General features: G+C 59.7%; 14 protein-coding genes. 7 read left to right on the top strand and 7 right to left on the bottom strand.

Translation table 11 applies throughout. The features are described 5' to 3' along the window. Positions 1-130: 130 nt before the first annotated feature. From B3H64_RS07685 to B3H64_RS07655, 7 genes are all read right to left on the bottom strand, one after another. Positions 131-1,117: an ABC transporter ATP-binding protein gene (locus B3H64_RS07685; RefSeq protein ID WP_050618530.1), complete on the bottom strand. Its 987-nt coding sequence runs from the start codon at positions 1,115-1,117 to the stop codon at positions 131-133. Further along, positions 1,114-2,124, bottom strand: a complete 1,011-nt coding sequence (locus B3H64_RS07680) for an ABC transporter ATP-binding protein (protein WP_050618529.1) — start codon at positions 2,122-2,124, stop codon at positions 1,114-1,116. Before B3H64_RS07680 ends, B3H64_RS07685 begins: the two co-directional genes overlap by 4 nt. A 15-nt stretch (positions 2,125-2,139) precedes the next feature. Next, positions 2,140-2,976, bottom strand: coding sequence for an ABC transporter permease (locus tag B3H64_RS07675; protein ID WP_207641546.1), 837 nt, complete (start codon positions 2,974-2,976; stop codon positions 2,140-2,142). 11 nt (positions 2,977-2,987) lie between these two features. Continuing rightward, on the bottom strand, positions 2,988-3,932 hold the full coding sequence (locus B3H64_RS07670; protein WP_050618527.1) for an ABC transporter permease: 945 nt from the start codon (positions 3,930-3,932) through the stop codon (positions 2,988-2,990). Between the two features lie 148 nt (positions 3,933-4,080). Beyond that, the gene (locus tag B3H64_RS07665) at positions 4,081-5,697 is read right to left on the bottom strand and encodes an ABC transporter substrate-binding protein (RefSeq protein ID WP_050618526.1); all 1,617 of its coding nucleotides are present in this window, start codon (positions 5,695-5,697) and stop codon (positions 4,081-4,083) included. 57 nt (positions 5,698-5,754) lie between these two features. Continuing rightward, on the bottom strand, positions 5,755-6,792 hold the full coding sequence (locus B3H64_RS07660) for a serine hydrolase domain-containing protein (RefSeq protein ID WP_286734221.1): 1,038 nt from the start codon (positions 6,790-6,792) through the stop codon (positions 5,755-5,757). A gap of 190 nt (positions 6,793-6,982) precedes the next feature. Beyond that, entirely contained in the window at positions 6,983-7,828 is an 846-nt protein-coding gene (locus B3H64_RS07655) for a MurR/RpiR family transcriptional regulator (protein ID WP_238073157.1), read from the bottom strand. Between the two features lie 163 nt (positions 7,829-7,991). On the opposite strand from B3H64_RS07655, the gene murQ reads away from it, so the two are divergent. The 7 genes from murQ (at position 7,992) to B3H64_RS07620 (ending at position 14,203) form a co-directional block, all read left to right on the top strand. Beyond that, a complete protein-coding gene (gene murQ / locus B3H64_RS07650; RefSeq protein ID WP_050618523.1) occupies positions 7,992-8,909 on the top strand; it encodes an N-acetylmuramic acid 6-phosphate etherase in 918 nt (305 codons plus the stop codon). Next, positions 8,909-10,126 (top strand): anhydro-N-acetylmuramic acid kinase, encoded by a 1,218-nt coding sequence (locus tag B3H64_RS07645; protein ID WP_286734215.1) that lies wholly within the window; start codon positions 8,909-8,911, stop codon positions 10,124-10,126. Before murQ ends, B3H64_RS07645 begins: the two co-directional genes overlap by 1 nt. Beyond that, positions 10,123-10,584, top strand: coding sequence for a GNAT family N-acetyltransferase (locus B3H64_RS07640; RefSeq protein WP_286734212.1), 462 nt, complete (start codon positions 10,123-10,125; stop codon positions 10,582-10,584). The genes B3H64_RS07645 and B3H64_RS07640 overlap by 4 nt, the downstream gene beginning before the upstream one ends. Positions 10,585-10,919: 335 nt before the next feature. Next, positions 10,920-11,291, top strand: coding sequence for a DUF3795 domain-containing protein (locus B3H64_RS07635; protein ID WP_286734290.1), 372 nt, complete (start codon positions 10,920-10,922; stop codon positions 11,289-11,291). A gap of 268 nt (positions 11,292-11,559) precedes the next feature. Further along, positions 11,560-12,174: a TetR/AcrR family transcriptional regulator gene (locus B3H64_RS07630; protein WP_050618520.1), complete on the top strand. Its 615-nt coding sequence runs from the start codon at positions 11,560-11,562 to the stop codon at positions 12,172-12,174. Between the two features lie 178 nt (positions 12,175-12,352). Next, on the top strand, positions 12,353-13,894 hold the full coding sequence (locus tag B3H64_RS07625; RefSeq protein ID WP_050618519.1) for a sodium/proline symporter: 1,542 nt from the start codon (positions 12,353-12,355) through the stop codon (positions 13,892-13,894). A gap of 30 nt (positions 13,895-13,924) precedes the next feature. Further along, complete coding sequence (locus B3H64_RS07620) at positions 13,925-14,203, top strand: hypothetical protein (protein ID WP_050618518.1); 279 nt, start codon at positions 13,925-13,927, stop codon at positions 14,201-14,203. Positions 14,204-14,435 lie beyond the last annotated feature (232 nt).

Here is a 14,435-nt window from a genome sequence, read left to right as displayed (position 1 = left end):
AACTTCTTAAGAAATCTTAAAGAAAAATTCTAAGAGGAAAAAGACGCCCGTCCGGGCGGCTGACCTCTCACTGATGCGGAAAAAACGAAAAGCTCCCCCCTGAACCTGGTTCAGGGGGGGATTTATGATTTCAGGAGCGGGGCACGTCATAGAGGTGGCAGGCGACGCGGTGGCCGGGCTCCAGCTCTCTGGACTCCGGCGCCTGCTCTTTGCAGAGGTCCATGCAGTGGGGGCAGCGGTTGTGAAAGGCGCAGCCCGGGGGAGGGGAGGCCGGATTGGGTACGTCGCCCTCCAGCCGGATGCGGACTTTTTTCTCCGCGGGGTCTTTTTTGGGAATGGCGGAGAGAAGGGCCTGCGTGTAGGGGTGCATGGGCCGGCAGTACACATCCTCCGTATCGCCCAGCTCCACGATGCGGCCCAGATACATGACACCCACCCGATTGCTGATGTGGCGCACCACATTGAGGTCGTGGGAGATGAAGAGATAGGACAGCTTCAGGTCCTTTTGCAGATTCATCAGCAGATTGAGGATCTGGGCTTGGATGGACACGTCCAGGGCGGACACCGGCTCGTCGGCCACCACGAACCGGGGCTTGGTGATGAGGGCGCGGGCGATGCTGATGCGCTGGCGCTGACCGCCGGAAAATTGATGGGGATAGCGCTCCAACTGCTCCTCCGCCAGGCCGACGGCGCCGGCGATCCACGACACCTGCTGGTCCAGCTCGGCCTGTGCCAGGCGGAAATGGGTCCGGAGAGGCTCCTCCAGCAGCTTCCGCACGGTCATGCGAGGATTCAGGGAGGCGTAGGGGTCCTGAAAGACGAGCTGCATATCCCGGCGCTTCTGCCGCATAGCCTCCCTGTCCAGCGTACACAGGTCCTCGCCGTCGAAAAGGACCTGCCCGGCGGTGGGTTCGATGAGCCGCAGAATGGTCCTGCCCGTGGTCGATTTGCCGCAGCCGGATTCGCCCACCAGGCCGAAGGTCTCCTGTTCCCGGATCTGGAAGGAGACGTTCTCCACCGCGTGGACATAGCCCACTGTTTTCCGCACGACGCCGCCCTTGATGGGAAAGTAGGTCCGCAAATTTTGGACGTCCAGAATTACGTTGTGTTCGCTCATACCGCCGCCTCCTCTCGCCCGCCGGCGTGGAGCCAGCAGCGGCACAGATGTCCGGGAGAGACTTCCGTCAGTCCCGGGACGCGTTCCCGGCAGAGGGGCATGCAGTGCTCGCAGCGGTCGGCAAACCGGCAGCCGGGGCCGAAGTGGCCTGCCGTGGGGACCGTGCCCTGGATGGTGTAGAGCTCCTTCTGCGCGCCGCCCAGCGAGGTCACGGACCGCAGCAGCCCGGTGGTGTAGGGGTGGGCGGTCTCGTGGAAGATGGCGTCCACACCGGCCTGCTCCACCACCTGGCCGGCATAGAAGACCGCCACCTCCTCGCAGGTCTCGGCGATGACGCCCAGATCGTGGGTGATCATGATGACCGAGGTGTCGTAGCTCTCCCGCAGCTCGTTCATCAGGTCCAGGATCTGGGCCTGGATGGTCACGTCCAAGGCGGTGGTGGGCTCGTCGGCGATGAGAAGCCGGGGGTTGTTGATCAGGGCGATGGCGATCATCACCCGCTGGAGCATACCGCCGGACAGATGGTGGGGGTAATCCTGAAGGATCTGCTCGGCCCGGGGGATCTTGACCTTTTTGAGCATGGCGAGGGCCGCCTCGTGCATGTCGCTCCTGCTCAGATCGGTGTGAAACCGCAGGGATTCACAGATCTGCTCCTCGATGGTGTACATGGGGTCCAGCGCCGTCATGGGCTCCTGAAAGATCATGGAGATGTCCTTGCCGCGCAGCTTGCGCAGCGCAGAGGGGGGGAGGGAGGCGATGTCCACCTCCCGGCCGTCGCTCTGCTGAAAGCGGATGGAGCTCTCACGGCCCACAGTCAGCGGAAAGGAGAGCAATCCCATGATAGAGGAGCAGGTAATGCTCTTGCCGCAGCCGGACTCGCCCACCACGCCGAAGTTCTGCCTTTTGCCGATGGAGAGATCCACGCCCTCCACCAGCTTGACGGGGGGCTTCCGCTTCCCCCTGGGGAGCTCAATGGAAAGATTGCGTATTTCCAGTAAATGATCCATAGCGTTCGCCCCCTCTCAGAGTTTGAGCTTGGGGTCCAGCACATCGCGGAGGCTGTCGCCCAGAATGTTGAAGAGCAGGATGGTGACGATAATAAAGAGCGCCGGGAAGACCGCCATCCAGGGGGCCTGCTCCATATAGGTGCGGGCCTCGGAGAGCATAGAGCCCCAGGAGGGGTCCGGAGGCTGGATGCCCAGGCCCAGGAAACTCATGGAGGCTTCGGTGAGGATGGCGCTAGAGAGGGCCAGCGTGGCCTGCACGGTGAAGGGCGCCACCACATTGGGGGAGATGTGCCGGATGAGGATGGTGCCGGTCCTGACGCCCACCGATTTGGCGTTCTGGACGTACTCCAGCCCCTTGGCCGAGATAACGGAGGCGCGGACCGTCCGGGCGAACACGGGAATATTGACGATGCCGATGGCAATCATGGTGTTGACCAGCCCGCGGCCCAGCACGGCGGAGATAAAGATGGCCAGCAGGATGGAGGGGAAGGCGAAGAAAATGTCCATCACACACATAATGACGCGGTCCACCCAGCCCTCAAAGTAGCCGGCCACGAGGCCCAGCACATAACCTGCGGTGGCGGCGATGCCGACGGCGATGATGCCCACCTGAAGGGAGACGCGGGCACCGTAGAGAATGCGGCTGAAGATGTCCCGCCCATAGTTGTCCGTACCAAACCAGAATTCCCCGTCAGGGGGAGATTTGGGAAGTCCCACCATTTTTTCAGGTCCGAAGTGGGAGAGCTGAGGGGCAAAGACGGCCATCAGAATGACGATGAGGATGCCCAGCATACCGATGCGGCCCATGGGATCGCGCCAGAGCTCCCGTATGGTCTGTCCAAGTCTTTTCAAGGCGGATCACCTCAGTCGTAAGAGATACGGGGGTCGATATAGGCGTAAAGCAGGTCGGTCACCAGATTCACCAGCACGTAAATGAAGGCGATGAACAGCACGCAGCCCTGGACCACGGGGTAGTCGCGTTGGTTGATGCCGGTCAAGGTCATCTGGCCCAGGCCGGGTAGGGAGAAGATCTGCTCCACGATGACGGCCCCGCCCAGCAGAGAGCCGATCTGCATTCCAATGAGGGTGATGATGGGGATGAGGGCGTTACGCAGGGCATGCTTGAAGATAGCGACCCGTTCGCTGGCGCCCTTGGCACGGACGGTTTTGATGAAATCCTGCCGCAGGACCTCCAGCACGGAGGAACGGGTCATGCGCATCACCGAGCCGGAAATGCTCACACCCAGAATGGCGGCGGGCAGGATCATGATCTGCAGGTTGCGCAGCGGGTCTTCGAAGAAGCTCACATAGCCCAGCGGCGGGAAGTAGTTAAAGGCAAGCGAGAGCACCAGGATCAGCAGGATGGACAGAGCGAAGCCGGGGACAGAGACACCCAGCAGGGCAAAGACCCGCACGAAGCGGTCCGCCAGGGTGTTGCGCTTTACGGCGGCCAGCACGCCCAGGGGAATGGCGATGCACCAGGAGATGACGGCGGCCAGGATGGTGAGCTCCGCAGTGACCTTGAAGCGGGTGAGGATCTCGGGGAGGATGGGGGCGGAGGTACGGATGGATTCGCCGAAATCCCCCCGGAGCACGCCTCCAATCCAGTCCAGATACTGGATCACATAGGGCCGGTCCAGGCCGTATTTGGCGGCTAGTTGGGCGCGAAGCTCCGGTGTGGCCTCCACACCGAGAATGCCGGAGATCACGTCGCCGGGAATCATTTTCATGACGGCAAAGATGAGGATGCTGATGCCCAGCAGGACGGGAATCAGCTGCAGGACACGGCGGATGGCATAGTTTTTCATACTGTCACACTCCTGGCAGACCATTGAGCATTGACCATCCCCAACCGGGTGGCCCGGCCGATGGGGGATGGTCAGTCCTCAAAGCTAGAGGATGGAAGCGGGATGAGGCAGCGGGTGGTTTTCCCCTGCCTCATCCCCGCAGAGTATCTTACCGGGCCAGATTGGTGTCGCGGAAGTTGCTGGCGTCGGCGGCGGAGGGGGCGAAGCCCTCCACATAGGAGGCGGTCACGAAATACTTCATGGGGCTGGCGATGCAGATCTTGGTGCAGTCGTCGATGCAGATGAGCTGGGCCTCGTTGTAGTACTCCTCGCGCTGGGTCTCGTCAGTGGTGGCGATGCCCAGGGCGCACAGCTCGTCCACGCGCTCGTTGGAGAAGCCGAAGACGTTGGCACCGGCGCCGGTGCCGAAGAAGAAGGAGAGCGAGCGGTTGGGGTCAGTGCCTGCTCCGTCGTTAACAATCATCAGGTCGAAGCCCGCCTCAGGCGTGCTCATCTTGCCCCAGATATCCACATATTCACCGGACTCCAGATTGGTGATCTCCAGGTCGATGTAGATCTCAGCCAACTGCTGCTGGAGCACCACCGCGGCCTGACGGATGGAATCCATAAGGCCGGCGGCCACCCTCAGGGTCAGCCGGTTGTTGTCGCTGTAGCCGGCGGCCTCCATCAGCTCCCTGGCCTTCTCCACGTTGGTCTGGTAGAGGTCCATGTCGGACACGTCCAAGGACCAGTGGCCCATGGCGGGGGGCACCATGGAGCAGGGGAGCGCCTGGCCGCCGTAGACCACGTTGATGATGGCGGCGCGGTCCATAGCATAGCTCATGGCCTGACGGACGTTCTTGTCCTGGAGGGCGGGGGTGGAGAGGTTGCAGCCTACGGCGATGTAGTCGTTGGTCTGATAGCTGATGACCTTCAGGTTGGCCTCCTTCTCCGCGGCGGTGACATTGGTGGCGGAGAGGCTGGCGAAGTCGATCTCTCCGGTGCGGAGGGCGGCCAGACGGGCAGCCTCGTCACCGATGAGGAAGTAGGTGATGCCGTCCAGCTTCACCCGGTCGGCCTCCCAATAGTCGGAAAACTTGGTGATGGTCACATAGTTGTCGGGCAGCCACTCGCCCAGCTGGAAGGGGCCAGTACCACCGTCGGCGCGCATCAGGTCGCCTTTTTCCGCAATGACGTCCTTGTCCACGATGGCGCCGTAGTTGCTAGTGAGGTTGCCCAGGAACGCGGCGTTGGGCTCCGCCAGGGTGAACTTCACGGTGTAGGGGTCCACCGCCTCCACGGAGGCGACGCCGCCGTAGTAGCTGGCCTTGCTGCCCAGAGCGCCGATGTCGCCGGCCTCGGTCTTGCCCAGGATGCGGTCGAAGGTGTAGACCACGTCGTCGGCGGTCATCTCGCGGCCGGAGTGGAACTTCACGCCCTGGCGGAGATGAAAGATGTAGGTGGTCTCATCGGGGATCTCCCAGCTCTCGGCCAGACGGCCGTAAAAGGTCATATCCTCGTTACGGCTGACCAGGGTCTCATAGAGCTGGTTCATGACGCGGAGGGAGGCCTCTTCGGAGTTGGTGTGGGGATCGAAGCCGGTGGGCTCGGAGTCGGTGCCCCAGCGGAGGATGGCGCTGGTGGGTGCGGAGGCGGATTCGCTGGGAGCGGAGGAGCCGGAAGGGGAGGGAGAGCTGGCGGAGCCCCCGCCGCCGCAGCCGGCCAGGGCGCCCATGAGCATAGCGCACGCAAGAGACAGAGACAGCCACTTCTTCACGTTGTTCATGGAGATAACCTCTTTTCTTTCATAAGGTGATCGTATTTCACAAGGTGGATTCCTTGCTTATACCGAAGCCGGAGGCGTGCGGCCCAACAGGGCGTAGTGGACGTCCCGCCGGAACTCGTTGGAGGTTCCGGACGGTTCGCCCTGGGACCTGAAGTATTTGTTGGTGAGAATGACCGCGCCGATGTGATGCTCCCGGCTCAGCCACAGGCTGGTGCCGGTGAAGCCGCTGTGACCGCAGCCGTCGGGGAATACGGCGCTCTTATCGAAGCCCAGGCCCCGCCCGCACACATTTTCCGCCATGGCGCGGAGGAAAACGGGCTTCTGTGTGGTCATATAGAACTGACAGAGCCTGACGAGGGCGGCCGAGGTGGCGAACGCCCCGGCGTGGCCGCTGGCCCCGCGCCAATAGTAATAGGCGTTGCCGTCGTTGCAGGAGCCCCGGACCGGGACGCCGTTGGGCCGCCAGCCCTGGAAGGAGATACCCCGCTCTGCGCACATGCGCTGTTCGATCTGATTGCCGTAGCAGGAGGGGGCGCACAGTCCGGGGTCCACGGGACCGTAGGAGAGGTCTGAGATGCCCAGCGGGCCTTTGATGTAGTGCTCCAGCCCTTCCCGGAGGCTGAGGCCGGTGACCTGGGTGAAGATCAGACCCAGCAGCATAAAGTTGAGGTCGCTGTAGGCCATGCCGGGCTCCACGGGGGTGCTGCTCAGTACGTGCTCCAGCACGGTGTAGAACGCCCGGCCATCGGCATAAAAGGGGTACCAGGGGACAATGCCGGAGGTGTGGGTCATAAGCTGGAACACCGTCACCCGCTCCAGGCGCTTCCGGGTGACGGGGCCGGGACGCTCCGGCGGGAGGAACTCCAGGACCCGATCCTCAGGGGAGAGCCGCCCTTCGTCCATGGCGGAGAGGAGCAGGGTAGTGCAGATGATTTTGCTGACCGAGGCCAGGTCGAACCAGGTGTCCGGCGTCACGTCGCCGAAGGCCCGGTGGTACAGGGTGCGCGCTTCATCAAAAATCTGGCACACCGCCGACGGGTAGTAGCCCCGCCCGCGGTAGTCCTCCAAAATACGGCTGACCGCCGAAAAATCCATGGAAAATGCCTCCGTCCTGCCGCCTTTACGGCCTTGGATACAAAAAAGGGCCCTATATTCCACTCTGCTCCAGGAATACACGACCTTGTGCGAAAGGCTGCGCCCTTCGGATTATGCGTTTGTGTTTCTTGGTGCCTAGCGTAGCATATATAAAATTAGATTTCAATAAAAAGATAAATAATTTGAAACTTTATTCCTCCTGAAAGGCCCGGATCAGGTCCCGGGTCTGGCGAAGATTTTCCTCGGTCCGCTGGGGATCGTGCTTGGCGATGCCCAGGTACAGCAGATCCAGGATCAGCAGACCGGAGGTGCGGGAGGTCATGGCGCCGACGCGCAGCTCTTTTTCCTCGCCCGGGACGAAGAGGGGATAGTCGGCCATCCGGGACAGAGTGTTGCGGTTGGCCTGGGTGATGGCGATCACCTTGGCGCCGCGCTCCTTGGCGGCCTTGGCGGCCAGCACGGTCTCACGGGTCTCGCCGCTGTAGCTGATGGCGATGACAATGTCCTCGGGCCCCAGCAGAGAGGCGGTGGCCAGGTTGGTGTGGGCGTCGGCGTGGTAGGTGGCGGGGATGCCAATGCGGGAGGATTTGTAGAGAAAGTCCATGGCCAGCAGCCCCGAGGCCCCCACGCCGAAGAGGTGGATACGTCGGCCGGCGCAGATTTCCTCCACTGCTTGGGAGAGAATAGAAACGTTGAGCATCTGATAGGTAAGGGAGGTGTTTTGCAGGTGGATGCGCTCCGCCTTCCGGACGATGGTCTCCATATCGTCGTTGTCCCGGATGACGGCCTGGAAATCGTCCACATCGCCCTGCCCGGACTCCCGAGCCAGGTCCAGCTTCAGGGCGGTAAAGCCCTTGAAGCCCAGCCGCTTGGAAAAGCGGACCACCGCCGCCGGGGACGAGGCGCAGGCCGAGGCGTATTCCTTGGCGTTCATATGGATGACCTCGGAGGTGTGGTCCAACAGATAGCAGCCGAGCCGCTGCTCAGTCTCAGTCAGGCTGTTCAGGCATTCCTTAATCAAAAGTGTACAACCCATAGCAATAACTCTCCCGTGCTTTTTATTCAGTATAGCAAAGTTAAGGGCATAAGTCCATATATTTTAAAATTATATTTCAACAATTCACCAAAGAATGCGAAATATTATTGACAGAGCCGAATGGATAAGATAGTCTGAGAGGGAACGAGTTGGAGGTGGTGGCATGGATGACTATCTGGCAGGGCTGACGACGGAGGGCATCAATGAGGATACCCGGAACATCGACCTGTGTTCGACGGAGGAAATGGTGGACCTGATCAACCGTCAGGACGCCCTGGTGGCTGGGGCGGTGGCCGCGGAGCGGCATCAGATCGCCCGGGCGGTGGATTTGATTTATCAGTGCTTTCAGAAGGGGGGGCGGCTCATCTATCTGGGGGCCGGGACCTCCGGACGTCTGGGCGTGCTGGACGCGTCGGAGTGTCTGCCCACCTTTGGAGTGGACCCGGATCTGGTGCAGGGCTATATCGCAGGCGGCGACACGGCGCTGCGGCACCCAGTGGAGGGGTGCGAGGACAGCGAGGCCGACGGGATCGCCCTGGTGGACCGCCTGGAGGTGGGCAACGCCGACGCGGTAGTGGGGATCACCGCCAGCGGAAGCGCGCCCTATGTCCTGGCCGCGCTGGGCCGGGCAAAGGAGCGGGGAAGCGTCACCATCGGGCTGTGCACGAACGCACATTCCCGGCTGGAAGGACTCTGCGATGTGACCATCGCTCCACTGGTGGGGCCGGAGGTCATTTCCGGCTCCACCCGAATGAAATCGGGCACCGCCCAGAAGATGGTCCTCAATATGCTGACCACCTGCTCGATGATCAAGCTGGGCAAGGTCTATGGCAACCTGATGGTGGACCTGAAGGCCAGCAACAAGAAGCTGGAGGACCGGGCCCGCCGTCTGATCATCCACGCCACCGGCGCGGCCCCCGAGACGGCCGGCCGGTATCTGGAGCAGGCCGGCGGGCATGTAAAGCTGGCCATTCTGATGCTGAAAGGCGGCCTGGACGCCGGGGCGGCCCGTGCGCTGCTGGAGCAGTGCGGCGGGCGTCTGGCCCAGGCGATTCAGGCCGCGGAAGGGGGCAGACGGTGATGCTGCGGGAGATCCAGAAAAAGCCGGTCCGCCGGGTGGTCGGCATGATGTCCGGCACTTCGGTGGACGGCGTAGACGCCGCTGTAGTGGAGATCGGCGGGAGCGCCGGAGAGCCGCAGGTGAAGCTGCTGGCCTTTGAAAACCAGCCCTATCCTCCGGCGGTGCGGGAGCAGATTTTTGCCCTGTTCCGCCCGGAGACGGCCACCGTGGACAAGGTTGGCTATATGAACTTCCTCCTGGGGGAGCTTTACGCCCAGTCCGCCCTGTCGGCCATCCGGAAGGCCGGACTGCGGCCGGAGGATATCGACGTGATTGGCTCCCACGGCCAGACGATCTGGCATGAGCCGTCCCCCTGCGGGAAGGACGGCTACCCCATCCGCTATACGGTGCAGATCGGGGAGGGCTCTGTGATCGCGGCGCGGACCGGAATCCCGACCGTGTCGGATTTCCGGGTGGCCGACATGGCGGTGGGGGGCCAGGGCGCCCCTCTGGTGCCCTTTTCCGAATACCTGCTCTACCGCCGCGAGAAGGAGACCATTCTGCTCCAGAACATCGGCGGCATTGGAAATATGACGGTTCTGCCTGCGGCGGCAAAGCCGGAAGAGGTCTATGCCTTCGATACCGGTCCGGGCAATATGATCATCGACGCGGTGGTGACCGCCCTGTCCGAAGGGCGTCAGACCTTTGACGAGGGTGGCCGTCTGGGCGCAGGGGGACGGGTGGACCCGGAGCTGCTCGCCCAGCTTCAGCAGGAGCCCTATTATACCCGGCCGCTGCCCAAGACCACGGGACGGGAGCTGTTCGGAGAGCAGTACACGGCCCGGATTCTGGAGTGGCGGAGGACCCATCCCCTTTCCGACGCCGATCTGGTGGCCACGGTCACCGACCTGACGGCCTGGTCTATTGTGGACGCCTACGAGCGGTATGTGCACCAGCGGTATCACGCCAGCGAGATTGTTGTCGGCGGGGGAGGCAGCTACAATCAAACGCTGCTGGGCTTTCTGAAGCGCCGCTTCGCCCCCCGCGGGGTGGCGGTGCGGACCCAGGAGGATCTGGGCTGGAGCAGCGACGCCAAGGAGGCCGTGGCCTTTGCGCTTCTGGCAGACTGCTGCGTCCGCGAGAGACCCAACACCCTTCCCAGTGTAACAGGGGCCCGGGAAGCGGCGGTCATGGGCAAGCTGTCGCTGCCAGCGGGGAGGGAAGCGACGTGCATTTGAGGCTGGAACGTGCGGCGTCGGAGCTCCCGGCGGATTGCGAGGCAGTTTTTCGGAACAGCGCCATTTACGAGCGATACTTTCAGGATCCGGGACGCCTGGAGTTGAGCCTGCGGCGGGCGGCGGCGCAGGGCGAACTGTACCTGGCCGTAAGCGAGGACGGCGAGCTGGCCGGCGCCATGCGGGTGGTGATGACAGGCTTCTGCGGCCTGTACCCCTATCTGAGCTTGATCGGTGTCCGAGATACCTTCCGGGGACAGGGTGTGGGCAGCTTCCTCATGGAGCATTTGGAGGATATGGCCCTGCGGGCCGGCGCCCGGCGGGTCACGCTGATGGTCAGCGACTTCAATCAGGGGGCTCAGGCGTTTTACCGGAGCCGGGGATACTGGCTGCTGGGCTCGCTTCCCGATGCGGTAAAGCCCGGGATCGGCGAGCTGGTCATGGTCAAGGACCTGCAGTGATCGAACCGATTTTCAAAAGGACCCGCCCTGGGGGCAATGTCATTAAGCGTGAACCCCGCCGGTCATGGGCAGATGTGTACCATCTACCCATGACCGGCGGGGTATCTTTCTACGCTTCCTGTTAAGCGAAACGGCAGAGCATGAACCTATCGCCGGTATCGAAGTCACCGCCCTAACTTGACAGGGCAGGAAAAACGCTGCGACAGAGCCAGAAAATACAACAAGTCGACGAAATGTAGTTTAAAGTACAGCGATTTGTAGGAAAAGTCTATTTTTCCCCTTTTACTTCGGTTGAAACGATGATATAATGTGGTTCAAGAAGATAGACAGACAACCTGGAAGTTGTAGAAAGCAAGGTTTGTTATAAGCACTGTTACCATAAAAAACCTTGCGCTGGTTGCTTGAATAGCGATAAAGGAAAACCAGAGCATTGTCGCAAATGCAAAATAAAGGACTGTATCAAAGAAAAATCTCTGTCCTACTGTTTTGAATGTGCCGAATATTCATGTAAGCTGATTAAAAACTTAGAAAAAAGCTATCACAAACGGTATCAAGCAAGTCTTATAGAAAATAGCCGCTTTGTTCAAGCGCATGGTTTAGAACATTTTATGGAACAGCAGAAAGCCAAATATACTTGTCCTAAATGCGGTGGCATTGTTTCTATGCACGACAGAGAATGTAGCGAGTGCCAAGAAAAAATGAAATAGCAAAATTCCAGTTTTCGAACAGGTTTGCCCATAATTTTCCGAAACATGATATGAAATGTGGCATCATATAGAATACACAGCTCATTCATGCATGCGCCCCCAAGTACCCACCCTGTTTTGAATAGGGTGGGTACTTTTTCGTGTTCGGCAAAAATCTTAACTTCATGGCACTGGGCTGGGGGCCGGGTCCTTTTCGCGCAGGACGGCGGAAAGGTTGCTCTTTGTCACCGAAACCGCTATAATCAAGGAGAAAAAGGAGGATGTACGTATGGCCAAGAAAAACGCCCGCAATACCAGGGGCAGGATCGTCAGCGCAGCCTGGCAGCTCTTTTACGAGCAGGGCTACGAGCACACCACAGTAGAAGAGATCATTGACCAGTCTCAGACCTCCAAGGGTTCCTTCTATCACTATTTTGACGGCAAGGACGCGCTTCTGAGTACACTGAGCGATCTGTTTGACGAGAAGTACGAGGCGTTGCAGGAGACCATGGACCCCGGCATGACCGCAATGGAACAGCTCCTTTTTCTCAACAGCGAGCTGTTCGGTATGATCGAAAACAGCGTCTCCATTGATCTGCTGGCCCGACTGCTGTCCACTCAACTGGTGACCAGCGGGGCGAAGCACCTGCTGGATCACCAGCGGACCTATTACCGCCTGCTGCGGCGTATCATCTCCGGAGGGCAGGCCGCCGGGGAGCTGTCCACCCGGCGCAGCGTCAATGATATGGTCAAGCTCTACGCCCTGTGCGAGCGGGCGCTGATGTACGATTGGTGCCTGTGCGGCGGGGAATATTCCCTGCGGGATTATGCATCTCAGGTGCTTCCCTCTTTTTTGAGCGGGTTATTGCCTGATAGAAAACCTAAAAACAGTATGGAACTGTAATCTTAGAATAACAAATGATTTTTAGAAGAATGCAGAACAATGTATAGACTATAGTCTATACATTGTTCTGCATTGCAGTCTATTTTTGGTCGTGGTATGATAGGTCCATTCTTGTTTCGCCGTATTTCGCGCTTTGGGTGTGGTGTGACTGCGGTAATGTTTGTTTGGGGGGACTTCCATGACTACGGCACAATTCTGTATCATCGCGGCAATCATCATCTATCTGATCCTTATGATCTATGTGGGCTTTTACTTCAGCCGGCAGGGCAGCGGCTCATCATCGCACGAGTTCTATCTGGGCGGCCGGAAGCTGGGACCCATCGTTACGGCCATGAGCGCAGAAGCGTCGGATATGAGCAGTTGGCTGCTCATGGGCCTGCCGGGGCTGGCGTATCTCAGCGGCATCGCGGAACCCGGGTGGACCGCCATCGGATTGGCGGTCGGCACCTATCTCAACTGGCTGATCGTGGCCAAACGGCTGCGCTGCTATTCGGTCCGCACCGGGGCCATCACCATTCCCGACTTTTTCTCCCGCCGCTACCGGGACGACCGCCATGTGCTCTCGTGCATTGCGGCGGTGGTCATTCTGATTTTCTTCATCCCCTATACGGCCTCCGGCTTTAAGGCGGTGGGCACCCTCTTCAACAGCCTCTTTGGGGTGGATTACCATGTGGCCATGATCGTGGGCGCCGTGGTCATCATCGGCTACACGGTCCTGGGCGGGTTTCTGGCGGTATCGACGACAGACCTGATCCAGAGCATCGTCATGTCAATCGCCCTGGTGGTCATCGTCTTTTTCGGCATCCAGCAGGCGGGCGGCTGGGATGTAGTCATGCAGAATGCCAGCGCTCTGCCCGGTTATCTGAACCTGGCCCAGGGACACAACATGGCAACGGGTGAGGCGGCGACCTACGGTGCATTGAGCATTGTCTCCACTCTGGCCTGGGGTTTGGGCTATTTTGGGATGCCCCATATCCTCCTGCGCTTTATGGCTATCCGGGACGAAAACAAGCTGAAGATATCCCGCCGTATCGCCTCCGTCTGGGTGGTTATCTCCATGTTTGTGGCCATTCTCATCGGCATTATCGGCTACAGCGTATCCCTGAACGGGAAGATTCCCGTGTTCTCCTCCAGCGCGGAGTCGGAGACTGTGATCGTTCAGTTGGCTGACCTGCTCAGCCGGCACGGCGCGTTCTTTGCCTTGACAGCCGGGGTGGTGCTGGCAGGTATCCTGGCTTGTACCATGTCCACGGCCGACTCCCAGCTTCTGACTGCGGCGTCCAGCGTGTCGCAGGACCTGCTTCAGGACTTCTTCCATGTCAAAATGAGCGAAAGAGCCTCCATGCTGGTCGCCCGCGGAACGGTCATCGCGATTGCGCTGGTCAGTGTCGTGCTGGCCTGGGACCCCAACAGCTCGGTCTTTACCATCGTCTCCTTTGCCTGGGCGGGGTTCGGCGCCGCCTTTGGCCCGGTAATGCTCTTTGCGCTGTTTTGGAAGCGGAGCAATAAATGGGGCGCGTTGGCTGGCATGATCACGGGCGGTGTCATGGTCTTTGTGTGGAAATACCTGGTGCGGCCCATCGGCGGGGCCTGGAATATCTACGAGCTGCTGCCCGCCTTCCTGGTGGCTTGTGTGGCAATCGTGGCGGTCTCCCTGGCTACCGCCTCTCCGGCGCAGGACATTTGTGATGAATTTGATGCCGTTAAGGCGGTCCGCTGATAATTCTGAGAGCAAAAAGCCGTGCCGTGGATGGATTTCATCCACGGCACGGCTTTTTTCCTCTCTACACGTTTCTCCAGAAGGGGGCCGGAAAAAGAAGTGGGAGAGCTCAGCGCGCTTTTGATCGATATCCGCCTGCACGCCGTCTACGGGAAAATCACAGTAGCGGTAACGGAAGGAGCCATAGGCCAGAAAAATAAAGAGAAATGGAAGGAGCAGCAGGATGCCAAGAACAATGAGCGCCGCTTCATATGGCCACCACCCTGTTTCAATCTACCTCTAAAAACGGCTGTTTTCAAGGGAAAGTGACCATGGACGGGGAAAGACAGGCCGAGGGTCGATGTGCAGACGGCTGAAGGCGATCGATTTGCCGAAAACTTGACCGGCAATTTACAGAAATATGTGTAAATTTTACAATAGTACATTGAATGTAACCGGAATTAACGTTACAATAGATCTATACGGATTTGAATTCGTAAAATTGTAACAGTTGGAGGTGAACCTGCACATAAAAACTTGAATTTGAAACAGTTTAAAAGGA

The sequence above is a fragment of the Intestinimonas sp. UBA1698 genome, assembly GCF_002320075.1.
Lineage (GTDB): Bacteria > Bacillota > Clostridia > Oscillospirales > Oscillospiraceae > Intestinimonas > Intestinimonas massiliensis.
This window is presented reverse-complemented; position numbering and strand designations above follow the sequence as displayed.

Coding starts and splice junctions, on each gene's coding strand:
- B3H64_RS07685 (WP_050618530.1), bottom strand. CDS start 1,117: ATGAGCGAACACAACGTAATTCTGGACGTCCAAAATTTGCGGACCTAC.
- B3H64_RS07660 (WP_286734221.1), bottom strand. CDS start 6,792: ATGGATTTTTCGGCGGTCAGCCGTATTTTGGAGGACTACCGCGGGCGG.
- B3H64_RS07630 (WP_050618520.1), top strand. CDS start 11,560: ATGGCCAAGAAAAACGCCCGCAATACCAGGGGCAGGATCGTCAGCGCA.
- B3H64_RS07620 (WP_050618518.1), top strand. CDS start 13,925: ATGGATTTCATCCACGGCACGGCTTTTTTCCTCTCTACACGTTTCTCC.
- B3H64_RS07680 (WP_050618529.1), bottom strand. CDS start 2,124: ATGGATCATTTACTGGAAATACGCAATCTTTCCATTGAGCTCCCCAGG.
- B3H64_RS07645 (WP_286734215.1), top strand. CDS start 8,909: ATGCTGCGGGAGATCCAGAAAAAGCCGGTCCGCCGGGTGGTCGGCATG.
- B3H64_RS07655 (WP_238073157.1), bottom strand. CDS start 7,828: ATGGGTTGTACACTTTTGATTAAGGAATGCCTGAACAGCCTGACTGAG.
- B3H64_RS07625 (WP_050618519.1), top strand. CDS start 12,353: ATGACTACGGCACAATTCTGTATCATCGCGGCAATCATCATCTATCTG.
- B3H64_RS07665 (WP_050618526.1), bottom strand. CDS start 5,697: ATGAACAACGTGAAGAAGTGGCTGTCTCTGTCTCTTGCGTGCGCTATG.
- murQ (WP_050618523.1), top strand. CDS start 7,992: ATGGATGACTATCTGGCAGGGCTGACGACGGAGGGCATCAATGAGGAT.
- B3H64_RS07670 (WP_050618527.1), bottom strand. CDS start 3,932: ATGAAAAACTATGCCATCCGCCGTGTCCTGCAGCTGATTCCCGTCCTG.